Genomic DNA, 20606 nt, shown 5'->3' with positions numbered 1-20606 from the left:
TTAGGCTGCTGAATTTGATTAAAGGCCGTTTTTTATAGAACCCAGAAAAAAGTCTGTGGTGACGATAGACGAAGGGCGATTCTAAGCCTTCTAAATGGCATTTCCCCATGTTTTGCTCGTGTGCTTTGCGCGTCACACGCCCTTAGGCTTCTTTCGTGGTGGTGGCGATGGTTTGGAGAAATTCGACCAGGTTTTGGGCCATGTATTCTGCCGTATCCGAGGCGAAGAGGCCCGCGTCGTATTCCAAGTCGAGGCCCAGTGTTCCGTCTTTCCGCGCGTAGGCGAACAGGGTGAGGTCGAACATGGCGGTAGCGTGGCTCGGGGCGTCGTCCAGCATGGTGAAGGTCGGGCGCACCCAGATGGCGTCCGGGTCTTGCTCCGCCTCTTCCGACACGACGGCGCCGCCGTGTGGGTCGCGGAAGTTTTGGAAGCTGTACATGACGTTAACCACCGGTTGGCGTGTGTTGCGGCGCTCTGGCTCGACCATTTCCACAACCGACTCGTAGGGGAAATCGCCGAACGACATGGCCGCGCCCATTTCCGTGGCGACTCGGTCCAAAAGGTCGGTGAAGGTCAGGTCTTCCTGCATGGAAAGGCGGATGAGCAACACGTTGGTGAACAAACCCACCATCTCCTGGATTTCCGGTAGTTCTCGATTGGCGTAACCGACACCAATCACGATATCCTCGCGGGCGGTGAGGCGGTACATGAGGAAAAACCACACGGCGAGGACGGTGTTGGCCAAGGTGGTGCCGCGTTTGGTAGCCAGGCTTTGGAGGGCTTCCGTGATTTCAATGGAGAGCTCTTTATGTTCCGAGCCACCTAGCGAGGGACGGTCAAAATCACGGGCGTAATCGTAGGGCAGTGGCAGGGGGTCGGGTGCATCGCCGAGGCGTTGACGCCAGAAATCGCGGGCCTGGCGCCAGTCGCGGTTGGCGAGATGATGGGCCATATCGGCGAAGTACAAATCGTTCGGACGTAGTGGGTTGGGCTTGTTTCCGGCGAGGGCGCGGTAGAGTTGTGACCACTCCTTGAGCAGGACGGATAGACCCCAGCCGTCAATTAAGATGTGGTGAAGGGCGAGGTAGAACCGCGTGCCCACGTCACCCTCGCGGACAATGAGCAACCGCCAGGAGAGGCCTTTTTCCAGCTGGAACGGTGTGTAAACCGTTTCCATAGCCCGTTTGGTAATTTCGCTTAGGTCTGCGGTGTAGCGCACGGTGAGGTATTGCTTGAGGTTGGCGCGCACGGTCTCGGTTGGGAGCAAGCGACCCATGGGAACGCCGTCCTCGTCGATGAACGCGGTGCGCAACACATCGTGGCGGTTGATGAGGGCCAAGGTGGCGCGGCGGAAGGCGTCCCAATCCCAGCGGCCGTGCATGCGGAACCCCGTGGAGAGATGCCAGGTCGTGTCCGTGCCACCATGAAGCAGATAGAGGAAATAGAGGCGGTTCTGCGCGGGGGTGAGCGGGTAGGTGTCGGGTGTCGGCGCGGGTTGGACGGCATTGGTATCGGCGACGGGTGCGGCTTCGATCAGCGCGGCCATGTCGCTGAAGATCGGTGTCTGGAACACGGCTCGGATGCTGATATCGCGCTTGAGTTCGGTGCGAACCCGGGCGGTGAGCACGGTGGCACGCAAGCTGTGGCCGCCCAATTCGAAGAAATGGTCTTGGGGATGGGGTTTGGAGCAGCCCAATAGCGCGGACCAAATTTCGGCGAGTATGGCCGCGACTTCGCCGGTTAGCGACAATTGCTCGGTGTCTCTGCCGGTGTGGCGGGCCGGGTCGGGTTCGGGCAGGCGATTCATTTGGATTTTGCCGCCGGGTCCGGTCGGGAAGTGGCGCACGCTCACGTAAAAAGTGGGGACCATATAGTGGGGAAGGCGCTGACCCAGCCAATGGCGAAGTTCCGCGGGGGAAGGTGGTGCATAGGCGGGCAACCACTTGAGGTAGGCGACCAGGCAGGGTTCGTCGGCGCCGTCGTTTCGCTGGGCGACGACGGCGAGATCCACCGCTTGGTGCTTGTTGAGCATGCGCGCGATTTCGTTGAGATGAATGCGGAACCCACGAATTTTCAGCATGTCGTCAAAACGGCCGAGGACCTCGAGGCAGCCGTCACCGCGCCAACGGCCGCGATCCCCGGTACGGTAGAGGCGGCGACCCTCTGCAAAGGGATGAGGTACCCAGGAGGCGGCGGTGGCGGCGGGGTCCTCCCAATAACCGCGTGCGAGGCCCTCACCCGCAATGGCGACCTCACCGACAACGCCGACCGGCAAGGACTGACCAAGCTCGTCCAAAATGTAGGTTTCGGTATTGGGAATGGGGCGACCGACGGGAATCCGTTCGTCAGCACCGGGCTCGCGGTCCAACAAATGAATGTGGGAGCACACCGCGGTTTCGGTCGGCCCGTAGGCGTTGGCGATCTGGTGGTGGCGCGCGTAGTGGCGCACATCTTCCAGCATCGGCTTATCCCCACTCGAGGCGAGTAAACGCACGCCGGGCAGCGGTCTTTTTTCGAGGGTGTGCAGGAAGGAAGGTGGCAGGGTGAGAACGGTGATACCGTGCGTTTCGCAGAAGGCGGGGAAGCGGTCGGGGGCGAGTGCTTCCCGTTCCATCAGCACCAAGCAAGCGCCGCTAAAAAAGGTGGTGAAGACCTCGGACAAAGCGACGTCAAAGGTAGGTGCTGCAAATTGGAGCACGTGGTCTTGGTCGCTAATTTGGTAGGTGTCCATTTTGGCGAAGGTGCTGTTGATCAAAGCGCGCGCTTCGACCATAACCAACTTGGGCGTGCCGTAGGTGCCGGAGGTCGCTACCAAATAGGCTAGGTTTGCGGCCGAGGGAATGGGCAATTCGTCGTGATGGGCGGGTTCGCGACCATCCTCGTGGAGCAAGGTGGGCGTTGTGAATTTGACTTCTAACTCGGCGATCTCTTCCTCGGGCCAATCCTCGCGGTTCCCGAACAATAAGGTAGATTGGGCTTCGACCAACAGGGCGAGACGGCGGTTTAGCGGTAATTCCGGGTCGATGTAGTGGAACACGCCGCCGGCGAGCACAATACCCAGCAAACACTGGATCCATTCGGTGTGGGTTCGGTCGAGCGACACGGTGACGGGTTGCTCCAGACGAATGTCGCGCTGCCACAAGGCGTGGGCAATTTCGCGGGCTTGGTTGAGTAGGGTGGCATAGGTGATTTTTTCACCGGCGGCGACCAAGGCGATGCGGTCATGGAACTGTTGGGCACGCGTTTCGATCAATTGGGCCAGGGAAAGGTGGCGCGGGTAGTTGGCGACGCGGGCTTGGGCGAAACGGCGTTGGATCAAATCGCGGCGGGCGGGCGGAATAAAAGACAGGTAACCGACAGGTTCGTGAGCGGCGGCAAGGGCGGATCCGGCGAGCTGTTGGAACTGGGCGAGCAGTTCGGCCATGCGCGCCCGTGAGTAAAGGTCCTTGCGCCATATCAGGTCCAATTCGAGGGTGCCGTCGAGGGTGTCACGCATTTGCAGGGTAATGTCAAACATGCAGATGGGCTCGCTCTGGCGCGAGGGGGTGAACTGAATAGCGGGACCGAAATCCAAATCCTCGATGTCCTGGTTTTGCCAGGAGAACATGACGTCGAAGAGCGGATGGTGGGCCAGGTCACGGGGCGGATCGAGTTCGCTGACCAGTAGGTCGAAGGGGTATTCGCCGTATTCGATGGCGCGGTTACAGAGTTGGTGGGTTTTGCGCAGCAATTGTTTGAAGGAATCGCGCGGATCAACGTGGATTGGCAGAGCCAAGGTGTTGGCAAACAAACCCAAAACGGCGTCGGTCTCGGTGCGTTCACGGCCGGAAACAACGGTGCCGACGACCCAATCACGGGCGGAACTTTGGCGGTAGAGCAAAATGGCGAAGAGGGTGAGCCAGGTCGTGTAACTGCTCGCGCCTTGACGTGCCGCCAGTTTGCGCATCGCCCCGCCCAGTTCTTTGTCGAAGACGGTTTGCAAGCTGTCCCCGGCGTAGGTGCGAATACCGCCGCGGGGATGGTCGGTCGGCAGCAGGGTGAGCGGTGGCAAGGGATTGAAATGGGTGTGCCAAAATTCACGTGCCCGGTTGACGGCCTCGTCTGGTTCGGCAAAGCGGGCCCGTTGCCAGGCGGCCCAATCGCCGTAACCGAGGGCCGGTGGTTCGGGGGTGTGGTCGGGATCGCCGGCGCGGGTCATTAATTCGTTTAATTGGCGCACAAAGAGCGCCAGGGTCCAGCCGTCGGCGATGATGTGGTGGATGGTTAGCGCAAGCAGGAAATAATCATCGCTGAGTTGGACCAGCCTGACGCGCAGGGGTTTTCCGGCGCCGAGATCGAAGGGCGCGGCGACGGCTTGTTGGGTAAGCGCGTAGGCTTTGGCGATTTTGGCCTCATCGACATCGTCGGCGTCGGCACAATCATCCTGGATATCAACCACCTTAAAATCAAGTGCTTGCTCAACTGCAACCAGCTTTTGCCAGGCCTGGCCGTCACGTTCGAAGAAGGCGGTACGTAGGACGCCGTGGGTTTGAATGAGGATTTGCAGGGCCGTGCGCAGGCGGACGACATCCAGCAAACCTTCGACCCAAAATGCCGCGCTGAGGTGGTACGCGGGGGAACCCAGGTGGTGTTGGACCCACATGCGTTGTTGGGCGAAAGAGGCCGGGTAGGTTTCGCTGCCGCCGTGGTCGTAACGTGGGATCGGCGGTTCAACGGTCTGTTTACGGGTGCGCCGTAATTTTTCTTGGTCGCGCAGGTGCTGGGCCAAATCGGCGATGGTTGGGTTCTCGAAGACGGCGCGCGGGTGTAGGGTGATGCCGTAATGCTCCAAAAGCAACGTTTTTAATTTGATGGCGGATAGACTATGGCCACCCAGCTCAAAGAAATGATCGTACAGACTGACTTCCTCGAGGTTGAGGATCAGACAAAACAGATCGAACAGCATTTGTTCGAAGCGGTCACGGGGTGGATCGAGGTCGTCGGGACGAATTCCGCCGCGCGTGGGTTCAGGCAGGCGCTTGACGTCGATTTTGCCGTTGGCGGTAAGCGGGAGCGCCTCCAGGAAAATGTAATGACTGGGGACCATGTAAGAAATGAGGCGGTGCAATAGGTGGTGGCGCAATTCATCGGCGGTGACCGGCGTTTGTTGCACGATGTAGGCGGTGAGGTGAAGGTTGGCGGCGACCTCGCGAACCATGACGTAGGCGTCCTTAACCCGGGGGTTGTCCCGCAGGGCATGGGCCACCTCGCCGCATTCTATCCGAAACCCGTGCAAACTCACCTGGTTGTCACGGCGACCCATAAACACAAGTTCGCCTTGCTCGTTCCAGAATCCGAGATCGCCGGTTAGGTACAGCCGTTCGCCGTGTGAGAAGGGGTGAGGCACAAAACGTTCGGCGGTCCAGCGTGGATCGAGGTAACCGCGTGCCAGACCGGGCCCACCGATGGCAATCTCGCCGGTGACCCCGATGGGCATCGGCATGAACTGTTGGTTGAGGACCCAAAGCTCGCAATTGGCGAGGGGATGCCCGAGCGGCACGCCGAAGGGATAGCGACGGTGCGGCTCCACGAAGTGGTTGGAGGCGCAAACGGAGGTTTCGGTTGGGCCGTAGGCGTTAATCACGGTTTTGGTTTGGGCGTAGTAACGCAGGTCTCCCGGATCGCCACTCTCCCCGGCTGAAATGAGGAACTTCAAGGTGGGCAGGTCTTTGCGGTCCAAGGTGCGCATGTAGGCGGGCGGCATCAAGGCCCATGAGATTTCGTTTTCGGCGATGTATGCGAGGAAGTGGTTCTGGTCGCGGTAGGTTTCGTAATCGACGCAGTACAGCGAGGCGCCGTGGAACAAGGCGATGAAGGTTTCGTACAGCGAGGCGTCAAAACCGAGATCGGCCAACTTGAGCAGGCGGTCGCGTGGGCTGATTTCGAAGGCGCGACCCTGGTCCAGCGCGGTGTTGATCAAACCACGATGGGTGCTGACAACACCCTTGGGTCGTCCGGTGGAACCAGAAGTGAAAATGATGGTTGCGGCTTGGTCGAGGTCGACCGGCGGGCGGGTCAGTTTCTTGCGGGGCCGGGGTAGCTTGTTTTGGATCAGGACCGGGATTTCGAGCGGATCCTCGAGCCAAGCTTGCAGGTCCCGGTAGAGATGTTCGGGACCGATCAGGAGTACCGCGCCGGCGTCCTGGAGCATCGCGAGGGCGCGATCACCGGGAACGGCCTGGCTGATCGGCAGGTAAACCGCGCCGGCTTTGAGGATCGCGAGTAGAAACACGACGGCGGATGCGTTTGGTTCGCACAACACGGCAACCACGGGCTCGCGTCCCTTTAGCTCTTTGCGTTTGAGCAGGGTGTAGGCGAGCCCGTTGGCGTAGTGGTCTAATTCGGCATAGGTCAATTTTTGTTTGCGGGAAAAAACGGCGAGTTCGTCGGCGTATTGTTTGGCCCGTTCCCCAAACAGGGTCATGGTGTCCACGTTGGGTAGGGTCAGGCCGGCCACATTTTGGAAGGATTCCAGGCGTTGCCATTCGCTTTGGTGGAGCAGGTTAAAGCAGGCGATGCGTTGCTCTGGGCGGCGGCAAACTTGCTCGGCCAGTTCGAGGAAATGGCGACCGCAGCGGGCCATAAATTTCGGCTCGAACAATGCGGTTCGGTATTCAAGGGCCAACATCAGGTCGGACCCGTTTTGGGTGATGTTAAAAGTTAGGTCGAAGCGGCTGTTGATGTGGCGGCAGGGATAGGGTTTTAGGGATAAACCGTCCAGATCGGGCATGTCTTCAACGCCGTCCTGGAGCACAAGGACAACGTCGAACAGCGGTGAACGCGAGAGGTCGGTGGGCGGGTTGACCGCGGCGACCACGTCGTCGAATGGCAGGGCCGCGTGGTCGTAGGCGGCCATCGCGATCTCGGCACTCGCGTCCAATAGCGCGGCGAAGCTTTGGTTGCCGTCGACCCGGGTGCGCAGGGGCAGCATGTTGACGAAATAACCGACTTGGTCGGCGAGCTCGGGGTGGTCTCTGCCCGCGTCGGGGGTGCCGATGACGATGTCTTCCTGGCCGGTGTAGCGATAAAGCAGGGTGTTCACCAGCGCGTGGAGTACCATGAACAGGGATTTATTTTGCTTTGCGGCGAACCGCGCCAAGTCACGACCCAGGGTCTCGCCGAGAGAAACGAAATGGATCGCCCCTGAGCTGTCCTTCACGGGCGGTCTCGGTTGGAAGGTGGGAAGCTTGAGCGGGGCGGGCAGGGGCGTAAGATGCGCGCGCCAATAAGTGCGCTGGGCCGCGAGCAGCTCTGGGCCGCGGCTGCGCCGCAGGTAGGCGACGGCGTCGCGATACTGGCGGCGCTTAAGTTCGAGTGGGTTTGGGTAATCGTTAATTAAAGCGTGGTACAAAAGTTGTAATTCTTCGACTAAGAACCGGAGGGATAGGCCGTCAACGGCGATATGGTGGATGTTCAGCAGAATCAAATAATGGGTGTCGTCGAAGCGAACCAAGGTGGCGCGCAGCACGGGGCCGGTCGCCAAATCAAAAGGGGTTTCGGCCTCGCGGCAGGCAATGTGTTCTGCTTCGATGTGGCGGTCCTCTTCATTGAGATGGCTCAGATCCATGACCTGAATACCGGAGCGGGCCTCGCCCACGATTTGGCGCAGCTCATCGTTGATCAGGCGGTAGGTGGTACGCAAAATTTCGTGACGGGCCACCAAGGTTTCGACGGCCTTGCGGAAGAGACTGCCGTAACAGGCGCCCTTCACCTCGTAAAAAGCGGTGACGTTGTAACTCACATCGTTTGGTTCGTTTTGCTGGTGCAGCCACAGACGTAGTTGCCCGTCGCCGACGGGGTGGTGCGCCGCGGGACCGCTCGCGGGTAGGGGCTGGAGCGGTCCGCGCGGGAAGCTTTCCGCTTCGGCGGCAAGGCGCCGGATGGTGCCGGCCTGAAATAAATCGCGGGGCCGGATTTGGAAACCCAGCTTGGTGTGAATTTCGTGAACCAAACGCATGGCCTTCAAGCTGGTCCCGCCCAGTTCGAAAAAGGGATCATCGATGCCGATGGGGACGGTGCCGAGCACGTCCTGCCACAGATCTTGTAACCGTTTCTCCACGGCGTTGGTGGGTTCGGCCGGGGGATGAACCTTGGTGCCGCGTCGTGGGATGGGACGCGGCAACGCGGCGCGGTCCAACTTACCGGTGTGGGTTTTGGGTAAATGATCCAGCGGGAACATAAAGACGGGCACCATGTAGGCGGGCAGCCGCGCCGCAATGTACTGGCGCAGTACCGAGGCGGCCACGCGCGGACGCGACGCGTAATAGGCGAGCATCTGGGTATCGCCCTCGGGATCGGTCCAAACAATAACGGCCGATTCGTTGACGGACCCGTGGCTTTCCAAGGCGCGGCGAATCTCGCTGAATTCCACACGGTAACCGCGTATTTTGACCTGTTCGTCGGCCCGACCGATAAATTCAAGCAGCCCGTCCTCGGTCCAGCGTCCGCGGTCGCCGGTGCGGTACACGGTTTTGTCCGGTAGGTTTTTGGTGGCGGTAAAGCGCGCCTTGGTGAGTTCGGGTTGGTTGACGTAACCCAGGCCGACATTGGCGCCGCCAATCCAAATCTCGCCGTAGCAGCCGATGGGTGCCACTTGGCCCAAATCATCAATAACATAGACGCGCGAGTTGCTAATCGGCCGACCGAGAGGAATGCGGTCTTCGACCTCGGATTCGTGGTTCAGCGTGAAGTTGGTGACCACGTGGGTTTCACTGGGGCCGTATTGGTTGTGGAGCCGGGCGTCGGTGAAGTGTTCGAGGAAGCGACGGATGCCGCGTGTGAAATACGGCTGCTCGCCGGAGGTGATCACGTGGCGCAAGGAGGCGAGTTTTTCCAAATCGGCCTGTTCGTGCAGAAACAGGTTGAGCACCGAAAAAGGCATGGTAATCGATTCAATCGACTCGGCCTGGATGAGGTCGGTGAGCGCGGGTAAATCGCCGCGCAGGCTGTCGGGAATCAGGTGCAACTCGCCGTGAGTGGTGAGGGTGAACAAGATTTCCTGCAGCGAAACGTCGAAACCCAGCGGCGCGTATTGGATGGTGCGCATTTCCCGCATGGAGCGGTTGTTGGCGCGTTGCCACTGGACCAGGTTGTAGAGGCAACGGTGCGTACCCAAAACACCCTTGGGATGACCGGTTGCACCCGAGGTATAAACGATGTAGGCGGGGTCGTTTTGGTGGCAGACGATGCCGGGATTGATTTTCGAGGTATTGGGTAGCCGTTCCAATTCATAGACAGGTGGCGCGAAGGCGAGTTCGGGCAAGTCCTGATCGCGGCCGACGAGGATGCGGCGACACCCGGCGTCGGCGATGATGGCGGCGCGACGCGTGGCCGGGTTATCGGGATCAATGGGCAGGTACACCCCGCCCGCTTTGAGCACGGCCAGTAGGGCCACCACCGACCAGGGATCGCGGTTGGCCAACACACCGACGACATCGCCCGGTTCGATACCCTGCTCCTGGCGCAGAAAATGGGCCCATTGGTTGACGGCCTGGTTGAGCTGGTGATAGGTCCAGCGTTTCTCACCATAGACGAGGGCCGTTTCGCGGTGCATGCGTGAGGCGGCCGCCTCAAAAAGTTCGATGACGGTTTCGGTTTGTGAGAATACCTGCTGGTCCGGGCAGAAGGTCGAGAACAGTTGGATGCGGTCCAGTTGGGTCAGCATGTCGAGGCGCGCGACGGGCCGCCGCGGGTGGGCCAGCACGCTGCGGGTGAGTTCGACAATGTGGGCGATGAGGCGGAACATGCCGGCGCTGGTGTAAATGTCGCTGCTGTACTCCAGTCGCACGTCCAGGGCTTCACCGTCCTCGTGGAAATCCAGCATGAGGTCGAATTTGGCAATAGCGGTGCGCATGTCGAACGGAACCAATTGAAGGTGGGGCAACTCGGGCGGGTCCAACTCGTTGTTTTGCAGCACCACAAATACATCAAACAGGGGGTGGCGGGCCGGATCGCGTTGGCCGTCCAGTTCCTCGGCCAGTAAATCGAAGGGGTAATCCTGGTTTTCGTATGCGGCGGTGGTGGTTTGGCGCACGGCGTTGAGCACCTGCTCGAAGGTCATGTCGGGTTCGAGTTTTTCGCGCAGCACCAAGTTATTCACAAAAAAACCGATGACCCCTTCCAAATCGGCATGGGTTCGGTTGGCAACGGCCGAACCCACGCGGATATCCTTGCGCCCGCTGTAGCGCAGGAGCACGACCTTGAGGAGTGCGACCAGGGTCATAAACAAAGAGGCGCCGTGTCGCAAACCCAGCGCCCGCAAACCGTTCACCAGCGGCGGATCCAATTGGAAATGGTGGGTGGCGCCGTTGGCGGTGCGGATGCGCGGTCGCGGTTTGGCGGTCGGCATGCTGCAATCGGCGCGCGGACCTTTGAGTTGGTCCAACCAGTATGCGCGTTGTTTCTGCAACATCGGCGTGTTCAGCAAACGGGTTTGCCAGTGGGCGTAATCGCGGTATTGCACACCCAGTTCGGGTAACCGCGGCGCGCGTCCCTGAACCTGGGCGGTGTAAAAATAACTCAGCTCCTTGAGCCAAATCCCCATCGACCAACCGTCGCTAATGATGTGGTGCATGGTCACCAGGAGCAGGTGGCGTTTCGCCTCCAGCTTCAATAGCGTGATGCGCATCAGGGGGCCGGTGCTGAGGTCAAAGGCTTTGTTGAACTCTTTTTGTGCATAACCTTGGGCAACCAGATCCGCGTCATCCAAATCGTCGAGGTGGACCTCGCTAAAGGGCAGCGGCCGGCCGGCGTGGACGAATTGGCGGGGCTCGCCGTCGACCATGGCGAAGGTGGTACGCAGCGATTCATGGCGCCGCATCATCGCCATAAAGGAGGCGCGCAGGGCGGAAACGTCCAAATCACCCACGAGTTGGGTGTAGGCTGGAATGTTGTACGTGGTCTGGTCTTCGCCCACCTGGCTTAACAGCCAGAGGCGTTTTTGGGCATGGGAAAGCGGATAGTGGGGCGCGGTGGGAATGGGTTGAATCGGAATAAAGGCGCTGGGTTCTTCCTCGCGAATGATCTCGGCTTGGGCCGCCACGCTACAGGCTTCAAACAACACCCGCAGCGGGAGCCGCACACCCAACACCCGGTGAATCGCCGCCGCCAAGCGGGTTGCTGTCAAGCTGTGCCCGCCTTTTTCGAAGAAGTGATCGTGAACGCCCAGCTTGTCGTCGGCAGACAAGCCCAACAGCGCCCGCCACAGGTCCAACAATTTGGCCTCGAGCCGGTCGCGGGGTGGCACGTGGACGCCGGCCTCCGGGCTGCGATCACGGGGGTCGGGTAATTTGTCGCGGTCCACCTTGTTGTTGGCGTTGAGCGGGAAGCGCTCCAGGAAAACCAGAAACCTCGGAATCATATAGTGGGGTAGGAAGGCCGCCAAATGTTCGCGTAACGGCACCAGCGGAACTTCTTCGCCGATCAAATAGGCCACCAATTCGTGGTTGCCCCCGTCAAAGCCGCGCGCGGTCACCACCGCGCCTTCGATTTGCGGATGGCGCAGCAGTGCTTGTTCCACCTCGCCGCACTCGATGCGGTAGCCGTGGATTTTGACCTGGTGGTCGCGGCGGCCAAGGAAAACGATGTCGCCGCTGGGTAAGCGCACCGCCAAATCACCGGTGTAGTAAAGCCGTTCGCCCGCTTCCCAAGGGTTGGGTCGGAAGGCGGCGGCGGTAAGGTCGGCGCGGTTGAGGTAGCCGAGCGCCAAACCCTCGCCCGCGATGCAAATTTCGCCGGGAACGCCGATGGGCGCCAAATCGCCGTCGCGTTCCAGCAGGTAGACGCGGGTGTTGGGCATGGGTTTGCCGATAGGGATGCTGGGAAGGGAGGTGTCCAGTTCATCGCCGAGTTGATAAGCGGTGACCTCAACGCAGGCCTCGGTCGGGCCGTACGTGTTGGTCATGGCGACCTGTTGCGCGCCCGGTCGGGCCCGCCAGGTGCGAATCAAATCCGTGGCCACCAGTTCCGAACCGATGGTGATGTGTTTGATGTTGCCGCCCGGTTCGTTGCCGAAACCGGCCTCCAACAGGGCGTGGAACAGGCCGGGCGTGATATCGAAAATGTGGATGTCCTGGGTTTGGAGGTGGCGGCACAAGGTGGCGGCGTCGCGCCGGGTGGTTTCGTCCAACACGTGCAGGGTGTGACACAGCAAAAGCGCGCCGAAAACCTGCTGAATCGAGGCGTCGAAAATGAAGGGCGCCACCAGTGCCTCGTGGAGGTGTTCGCGGTGTTGGCCGTAAACGGAGGCTTCCAGGCCGAAAACCAGGTTCATGACGGAGCGGTGCGCCACCAACACACCCTTGGGTTTTCCGGTTGAACCCGAGGTGTAAATGGCATAAGCCGGTCCGAGCGGGGTGGTCCGAGCCGGCAAGGCGGATTCGGCGCCGTCGACGGTGCGCAGGTCAACCACCGCCGCGCCGGTAGCCGCGACTTCTTTGGGCAGCGGTGAACCGTCGCTGAGAATCAAGCGACAGCCCGCATCCTTGACCATAAAGGCCGCGCGCGAGGGGGGCAGTTCCAAATCAAGCGGAACAAAGGCGGCGCCGGCTTTAAGCGCGGCCAAGATGGCAATCACGGTCCAGTCGGAGCGACGCGTATAAATGGCCGTGAAATCGCCGGCACCGACCGCGTGTTGGGCCACCAGGGCGTTGGCCAGGCGGTTGGTAAGCTGGTCCAGCTCCGCGTAGGTATGGCTGGTGCCCGCGAAATGGAGCGCGGTGCGGTTGGGATACAGCGCCGCGCCCGCTGAAAAGGCCTCGCCCAGGGTGTAGTTGTTGTCGAAGGCAAAGGCCGTTTGGTTGACGCCGAAGACCAGGCGGTGGCGTTCCGAACTGGTAAGCATGTCGAGCATGCCCACCGAACGATGCGGTTCCTGGACCGCACCTTTGATCAGGCGGGTGAGGTGACCCGCCATCTGTTGCATGCGTTCGGGCGTGAAAAGTTCGGCGTTGTACTCCAGCGCCAAACCGATGCGTTTGCCCTCGTCCTGGAAATAAAAAGTAAGGTCGAATTTGGCTTGTTGTTTGACGATTTCGTGGGGGGTGGCGGTGATGCCGGGGAGACGCGGCGGTTCGGCGACGGTGTCCTGGTTCACCAGCAGTACGTCAAACAGGGGCGAGCGGGCCGGGTCCGGCTTGAGCTCGAGTTTTTCGATGAGGCGGTCAATCGGGTAATCGCCGTGAGCCAAAGCGTCGCCCAGGAGTTCGGCGATAGCCTGCATGAGGCGGTGGAAGGGTGCCGCGCCGTCAACCGAGCAACGCAGCGGCAGCGTGTTGAGGAACAAACCGATTTGCTGGTCCAGGTCGATGTGGCGCCGACCCGCAACCGTTACCCCGCACATCAAGTCACTTTGCCCCGAGTAGCGGTACAAAAGTGCAAAAACCGCGGAACTGAGAATGGAAAACACCGTGGTGCCTTGGTTGCGGGAGAGCGCGTGGACCGCGCGGCTGGTGGGGCCGTCCAGGCGGAAGCGGTGGTCCGCGCCTTTGTAGCTGCGCAGCGCCGGACGCGGTCCGTCCGTGACCAATTGCAACTTCGGCAACTCGCCCCCCATCTGCTTTAGCCAATAGGTTTCCTGATCGGCAAGGGCGCCGCTTTCCAATTGACGGCCCTGCCACACCGCATAATCCACGTACTGAATCGCGGGGGCCGGCGGTGCTTCCTCCAAGGGCGTGGTCGCCGCGTTGTAGGCCGCCGCCACCCGCGACCATAGGATCGGCATCGACCAGCCGTCGGCGGCGATGTGGTGCAGCGTGACCACCAGCAGGTGGCGGGTGGGTTCGGTGCGCACCAACAGCACGCGGATCGGTACTTCTGTTTCCAGGTTAAACGGGATGTTGGCTTCGTTAACCGCCAGCCGCAAAGCCGCTTTTTCCGCTTCGTTCTCCTCGGAAAAATCTTCAAAGGCGAGTGGGAGTTCGGCCGATTCGTCGACGATTTGGCGCAGCTCGGCACCTTCCATCACAAACCGGGTGCGCAACACCTGGTAGGCGGCGAACACGGTTTTGAATGCTTGTTCCAAGGCGATTTTGTTGAGGCGACCCGTCAACCACCAACATTCCGGTAAATTGTAGGCCGCTGAATCGCCGGCCAACTGGCGCGCGGTCCACAGTCGTTGTTGGCTGTTAGAAACCGGGTAGGTGGCTTGTTGCGGGGCTTTGGGGATGGGATGGTAGAGGTTGGGTTCCCGCTGACACAGATGTACCGCCAATTCGGCAATGGTCGGATGGGCGAAGAGATCGCGCGTGGCCGGGCGGGTATCCAGGCGACGATGAATGGCCACCGCCAGGCGTGCCGCCTTGAGGCTGTTGCCGCCCAGATCGAAAAAGTTGTCGTTGCGGCCAATGCGTTCGTGGCCCAAAACACCGCGCCACAAATCAGAGAGCAGCCGTTCCAACCCGTCGTTGGGTGCCGCGAAGCCGCGGTTTTCGTCGGGGATTTCGGCCAACGGGTCAGGCAAGGCTTTGCGGTCGACCTTGCCGTTGCGGGAGAGCGGCAAAGTATGCAGGTGAATGAATACCGCTGGTTCCATGTAGGCTGGCAATTTGGTGTGCAGTTGACGACGTAACTCCGCGGTTTCCTGTTGTTTGGCGACCACGTAAGCCGCTAATTCCCATTGCCCGGATGAATCCACAAACGGCTGGACCACGGCCGCGGAAACCCCTTCCAGGCTGGATAGGGCTTGCTCAATTTCGCCGCATTCAATGCGATAGCCGCGGATTTTGACCTGTCGATCGCGGCGTCCGAGGAAATGCAGATTGCCCTGTTCGTCCAAGCGGCCTAGGTCGCCGGAGTGGTAGATGCGCGCGCCGTTTTGCAGCGGGTGGGGCCTGAAGGCGGCGGCGGTTTCGCGGGGGCTGTTGGGGTAACCGTGGGCAAGACCGGCGCCCGCGATGCAGATTTCGCCGGTGAAACCCGCGGGCACCGGGTTGCCGTCGCGGTCCATCAGGAGCACCGACATATGGGGGATTGCCGTGCCAATGGGGGGATGTTGTTCGGAGGCGGGGCCGGGTTTAAGTTGGAAATGGGTGGCGTTGACGCACACCTCGCTGGGGCCGTAATAGTTAAACACCGTGACGGCCGCGCTGTGGGTGCGGTCGCGCAAGCGTTTGATCTGCGATGCCTTAAGGACCTCGCCCCCAAGCCGCAAGGTTTCCAGACGCAAGGGGCGCAAACCCAAACCCGCGTCGAGCAACACGTCGAGGTAACTGGGGGTGGTGACCAAGGTGTGAATGGTTTGGGTTTCCAGGAAATGCAGAAGTTGGTGGGGATCGCGGCGGGTTTCTTCCGTCATGGGGTGCCAGGTGTGGCCGTCGACCAGGGTCGCCCAAATTTCGTCCATCGCCGCATCGAACATCATGCTACTTGTGCCCGCGATGTGAAGCTGGGCCGGGTAACGCAGCGCCAAGTCTTGGCGGGTGGCGTCGAGTTGGTGGAGCAAGGCGTCGTGGCTGACGGCGATGGGTTTGGGGCTACCGGTTGAACCCGAGGTAAACACGATGTAGGCAATCTGTTGGGGGTGACGGGGGACGTCGGGAATCTGGGTTGCCGCGTGACGATCCGCCACAAGGGCGGCAATCGTGCGTTCGGTGACGTGTTCGGGTAACGGTGAGGTGCCGTCGCGTATTGGGGGTGTGCTGCGCAGGAACAGATTCATCGAGACCGCGTCGAACATGGCCGCTAATTTCTCACGGGGTTGGCGGGGATCCAGCCAGACGAAGGCCGCGCCGCGGGCGCTGATCGCCAGGGACGCCGCCACCGCTTCCGGGCCGCGGCGGGCTTCCACCGCCACCACGCCGCCCGGGGTTACCCGGTCGATAAACTCGGGGTGACCCAGCAGTTGCATCGTCATCAGGCCCAGCTCTTCATAGGAAAGGGTGCGGTCGGGCATCTGCACCGCCGCCCGATCCGGGAACTGCAAACAGGTCGCTTCAAAGGCGTCAAACAGATGACGGTACTTGAGCGTGGCGGAAAGCGGCGAGCTGTTCAGGCGGTTCCATTCCGCCACGGACAACAGGTGAATGCGGGCCAGCGGGCATTCCGGTTGTTCGGCCCAGGCGGAGGCCAAGGTGGTGAAGCGCTGCAGTAAGGCGTCGATGGTGGTCGGCCGAAACAAATCGGTGTTGTATTGGGCCTCCAAGATGAGATGATGTTCATTGCGTTTAAAGTTGAAGATAAGGTCGAATTTGGTGAGGTTTGGCGCGATATCCAAAGCCTCGGTACGCAGCTCGCTTAAATTGATGGTGACGGGTTCACTTTGTTCCAGCGTGATCAGCACGTCGAAGAGTGGGTTGCGCGAGGGGTCCCGTCGACCGGTTTGTGCTTCGACCATTAAGTCAAAAGGATAGTCGCCGTGGTCGAAGGCGTTGGCGATGGTTTTTGCCGATTGTTCCAACAGCGTCGGCAGGTTCATGTGACCGTTGATCCGGCTTCGCAACACGATGGTATTGACCATGAACCCGATAATGGGTTTCAGATCGGGATGGGTACGCCCGGAGGAAGGGGTCCCCAGCAAAATATCGTCCTGACCGGTCAGGCGGTAGAAAAAGGCGGTGGTCAAGGCGTACAACACGGCGAACCGTGTCGCCGAACGGTCCCTTGCCAAGCGATCAATCATCGCCGTGAGCGAGGGTTCCCATTTGGTGCGGACCACATGACCCGCGCCGGTGCGCACCGGGGGCCTCTGGAAATCAATGGGTAAGAGCAGAGGTTCCGGTAGATCGGCGAGGCGGTTGTTCCAGAAACGCCGCGATACCTGCCAGGAGCCCAGCAAGGCGCGGCCCCGTTGCCAAACCGCATAATCGCGGTACTGGAGGCGCGGTTTTTTGAGGGTGACCTTGGCGCCCTGATGGTAGGCGTTGTAAGCCTGGGAAAACTGTTCGAGCAGACGGTCGACCGAAACCGCGTCGCCCGCGATGTGATGCAGGCACAGCGATAACAGGTAACGCCGCGTTTCGGTTTGGATCAGGATCAAGCGAATTAACGGGCCTTCGGTGAGGTCGAAGGGCGCCGCGCTGAAACGTCGCGTGGCACGGATGGCCGAGGCGGTTGGGTCGGGTTTATCACGGAAATCGACGTCTTTGATCAACACGTCGGGCATGGGGTTGATGCGTTGCCGGGGCTCGTTGTTGACCAAGTGAATGGTGGTTCGCAAAATGCCGTGGTACTGGAACATCAAACGCGTGGCCAGTTCCAGCGCGTCGCGGTCTAAATTACCTTCCAGCCAGTAGGCGCCGACCATGTTGTAGGTGGCCTTGTTCTGTTCCACCTGTTGCAAGAGCCACAAACGCTCCTGGCCGTGGGAACAGGGATAATCACTTTGTTCCGCGCTTGCCTGAATGGGCGGTGGCGCCTTGTGACCGGGCCGGCGCAGGATTTTGGCGAGGGCGTCCACGGTGGGTCGTTCGAAAAGGTCGCGAAAGCGCAGGTTCAAGCCCTCTGCCCGCAGCTCGTTGATCAGGCGGGTGCCGCTCAGGCTTTGACCGCCCAGCGCGAAGAAGTTGTCGTGGATGCCCACCTCGGGCAGCGCCAGCACCTTACTGAACAGGTAAACCAGCAGGCGCTCCAAGTCGTCGCGTGGTCCCATGTTGTCGGCCGCGCGTGCTTCGCTCGGGAGTGGTAAGGCACGTTTGTTGACCTTGCCGCGATCCGAGTAGGGGAGTTTGCCTACCAGGGTAAAGTGGCTGGGAATCATATAGTGGGGCAGGGCGCGGGTCAACACCTCGCGCACTGCATCCGTATCCAAATCATGGTTGGCTTCCAGGTAGGCTGCCAGTTGCCATTCGCCGCGTGTGTTGCGCACCATTTTAACCGCCGCGTCGCGGATGTCTTCGATGCGTTTGAGATGGTGCTCTACCTCGCCCGCCTCGACGCGGTAGCCCGCGACTTTCATCTGCTGATCGAGACGGCCGACAAAAGCGATGGTGCCGTCGGGCAACCAACGGGCCAAGTCGCCGGTGCGGTAGAGGCGTGCGCCGTTGCCGAAAGGGCTGGGTACAAAACGTTCGGCCGTTGCCGCCGGGTCGCCGCGATAACCGTGGGCTAAGCCGGGCCCGCCGATGTGGATTTCGCCGATAAATCCCGGCGGGGTTAAGTCGCCGTGGCGGTTGAGGATCAGGATGTGGTAGCCACCGTCGGGTTTGCCGATGGGCACCGTGCCTTGCTCGCGTACCCGCTCCAGTTCGATTTCGTGGCGGGTTACTTCGACGCAGGTTTCGGTGGGGCCGTAGTAGTTGATCAAGCGCAGATCGGCGCGGGCGGGATCGTCCAGCAGGCGGCTCACTTCTTCCAGCCCGACCGCCTCATTGCCGGTTTCCACAAAACCGCGCGGCAGGCGGCGGTGGCGCATGGCGGGCAGGCTGTAGAGTTGGGTGATCAGCCGCGGGTTGAGGCCGATGCCGTCGATCTCGTGTTTTTCCAGGTAGAGCATGAGTTGTCGGGCGTCGGCGGCGGTTTCACGCGGACAGATGTAAAGGGTGTGGCCGTGGAGCAAGGCGCCGAACAAGGAGTGGTAAGCGGCGTCGAAATAAAAAACATCAATCACGGCGATGCGCTGCGGTTGCGGCAGGTCGGCGAAGTCTTTGGCCAAAAATTGGGTGACCAGGTTGGTGAGGGCGCCGTGGGGAACCGCCACCGCCTTAGGGGCGCCGCTCGTGCCCGATGTATATATGAGGTAGGCGGTGTCGTGCGGGGTCAGTTCAACGGGATCGTCCTTGTAGGCCTGGGCCAAGTTGTGGGCGGCGCGTAAACCGATTGCCTCTTCCTCGAACGGGACGATGTCGATGCCGTCGCGGTGCATGGCGCGGTCGTGGAGACGGTTGTCCGTAAGCAGCAGGCGCGCGCCGGCGCGTTGCAGCAGTTCCTTGCCGCGCGCGGCCGGTTCGTCCGGGTTCATCGGTAAGAAGACGCCGCCGACCTGTAGGGTGGCGAATGCGCCGATCACAAAAGAGGCGCTGTTTTCGGATAAAACACCGACGACCTCGCCGCGTTGGAGACCGTGGCGGGTGCGCAGGCGCGTGGCGAGGCGATGGATGTTTTTGGCAAGGGTGGCGTAACTCGTTGGGTTACCGCCTACGACCAGGGCCGTGCGTTGTGGATAGGCCTCGGCCCGTTCGTGGAACAGGCGGGCCACGTTGGGGCCGGGCGGCGGGGCCGGCGTGTCCCGTTTGGACCATTGACGCGGGCGGGTATCGCGTTCGGCGACCGCGTTAATGATTTGTTGCCCGGTATGGGTTGGGTTGGCCGCGGCCTCTTGCAGGATTTGGCAGAACCAGCGGGTTAATTCTTCAGCGCCGAAGGCGTCGATGAACTGTTCCTGGTATTCAAGTAGGACCAATAAGTCGCGATCCTCGCGATAGTTGCGAATGCTCAGGTGCAGCGGGTGGGTGAGCTGGTGGGTGATTAACGCCTCGTAATCCAACTCCAAATCGCCGTAATTAAAATCGAAACCGGGCGTTTCGTAACTGAACGAGGCCTCGAATAAGCGGGAAAGACCTTGGCTCATCCCCCATTTTGCGAGGGTCGCGAAGGGTTGGCCGTGGTGGCGGTAGACTTGGTTGAGTTCCCGTTTAACCGCCATGGTGTTTTTGTAGAAGGGCACCTTTAGATCCACGTCGGGCACGACCAGCGTGTTGTCGGCGAAATGGCCGAGGGTGGCTTTGCCGCGGCGGCCGGAGCGGTTGAGCAGGGATACGCCGACCGCGGTGCGGCGCCGGTCGAAGAGGTGGGCCAGACATAAAGCGTAGGCGTTGAGGAAGATCGGGAACAGCGCCGTTTGGTGCTGGGCCGCGAACCACTTGAGATCCCGCACCAACTGACGGGGCAGGGTGCCCGCAAACAAGCCCGCTTTGAGTTCGCCGGTCGGGGGCGTTTTGGGACGACCGCTGACGACCGGTTCCAGGGCGGGTGGCAGGTCGGCGAGGCGGGTACGCCAGAAAGCCTTGCTTTTTTCGAGGCGGGTCGTGGATAAGCGTCGGCCCTGTTGTAGAAAAGCCGGACGGCCGCCGTGGTCGAGGTTGCCGCCCGCGGCCAAGTGTTGGTAGTCCTGGAACAGGCGGTCGACGAACATAAACACGCCGTAACCGTCGACCGTGAGGTGGTGGAAAATGCAAAGCAAGTGGTATTTTTTGTCGTTTTCGCGGTAAAGGCGAAAGCGGAACAGCGGCGCTTTGGCTAGGTTAAAGGGCGTGCGGAACAGGCTTTCGCCCTCCTCACGCCAGGAGCGTTCCGGTTCCGTTTCCAGATCGACCAACTCGAGCGCGATTTCCAGGTGGGCCACCGCGCTTTGAATAGGTTCGCCCTGGGTGTCGGTTTTGAAAAACAGGCGCATGCTGTCGTGGCTGTTGATTTGGTGGCGCAGCGAAACGCCGAGCAGGTCGGCATCGAGGGCGCCGCGGATGTGGGCAAAACCGCCGAGGTTGTACAAAACACTGTCGGGATAGCGGAGCTGATCGAACCAAACGTTGCGTTGGGTGGGGGTCAGCGGGTAACCGGAGGAAGTGGACAAATCAGGAACCTCGGAACGGTGAAGGAATCGGCGCGCGGTTCGGCGCGCGGCGGGCGGAGGTTCA

At 60.8% G+C, this 20606-nt stretch carries 1 protein-coding gene; it reads right to left on the bottom strand.

Annotation, left to right across the window (positions count from 1 at the left end; all coding sequences use genetic code 11):
• Window positions 1-142: 142 nt before the first annotated feature.
• Window positions 143-20542 carry a non-ribosomal peptide synthetase gene (locus J3U88_RS19740; RefSeq protein WP_207860672.1) on the bottom strand — a complete coding sequence of 6800 codons (20400 nt, stop codon included), beginning with the start codon at window positions 20540-20542 and terminating at the stop codon, window positions 143-145.
• Window positions 20543-20606: the final 64 nt, after the last annotated feature.

This window comes from Acanthopleuribacter pedis, from assembly GCF_017377855.1.
Lineage (GTDB): Bacteria > Acidobacteriota > Holophagae > Acanthopleuribacterales > Acanthopleuribacteraceae > Acanthopleuribacter > Acanthopleuribacter pedis.
This window is presented reverse-complemented; position numbering and strand designations above follow the sequence as displayed.